General features: G+C 55.1%; 1 protein-coding gene. It reads left to right on the forward strand.

Annotation, left to right across the window (positions count from 1 at the left end):
- The first annotated feature begins 167 nt into the window (after positions 1-167).
- On the forward strand, positions 168-824 hold the full coding sequence (locus V6D20_02400) for a hypothetical protein (protein HEY9814647.1): 657 nt from the start codon (positions 168-170) through the stop codon (positions 822-824).
- Positions 825-1,033 lie beyond the last annotated feature (209 nt).

Consider the following 1,033-nt stretch of genomic DNA (forward strand, 5'->3'; position numbering starts at 1 on the left):
AAAAGAAAGAGAGGCTCACGTGAAGGTCCTAGAGAGTGTACCCCCCAACGCAGGTTCCACCCTTCTACGCCCACCTTATGACACACCTCCAACTGAGAAGCCCTTAGGTAGTCCCCTCAACCTGCACCCCCCACTCTGCCAAAAAACAGCACTAATAGTTAGTCGACGTGTCAGAGCTCAGCATTGGTGTGTTCCCAGAAATCCCAGAGATCTCGGCGAGCCAATGGAGGGGCAACTTCAACAGTTCGTGGACTCGCTGGTCCGCAGCCTGGTTTGATCACTTTGTGCAGTGGAATGGGGACATTGCTCGCGGCTTTGCCCCGGTGGCTGCAGGCACGGAAGAATATAGTGCCGATATTATGAGCCGCTTTCTCGGCGACTTGCTGACTGCCATGGACACTACACCCAAGACGGATCCGTGGAAACTGCGCAGCATTTATGCCCTAGCCCAGCGCGGTCAGGATATCTACCACACCTTTCGCCTTGGCTGCCGCTGGACCGGCGGCGCAGGCCAAAGCCAAGGTCGTAAAGAGCCGTTCGCTCTCTATGGTGCCCTACGCGGAGGGAGCATTCTCGATTTTGTGCGAACGCTGCAAGATGAAATGGATTGGACTGAGACAAGACAGGTCCACACCAACCCGTATGGATTTGGCAGCGGCGTGCCTTTGTGGGGAGATCTTGCCGACTTTACCAATGCGTCGATGCCAGATGGAGTCGGTTCTGAGACCAACGGCTACTGGGGCGCTCTGCTTGGCGCCAAGAACTGGAATGGCAGCGAGGCCTGGAATTGCACTGGCGGGCCTGACAACAAGTATACATTGTGACGCCTAACTCTCTAGGCGAACCCGAGGCGACCCTCACGGATTTGTAGATGGCCCAGCTGGAGAACCTGGTTCCTTTTACCTTGCTTGCTGCTCTTCGTAAGAAAAACCGCGAATTCATGCTTTAGTGGACCGTATGCTGCCTACACTGTGGCCAAGTACCTTATGCCAGCCCTCGACTACGCTGATAATGATGACGAGCTAACTGAGTA

It is taken from the genome of Candidatus Obscuribacterales bacterium (assembly GCA_036703605.1).
Lineage (GTDB): Bacteria > Cyanobacteriota > Cyanobacteriia > RECH01 > RECH01 > RECH01.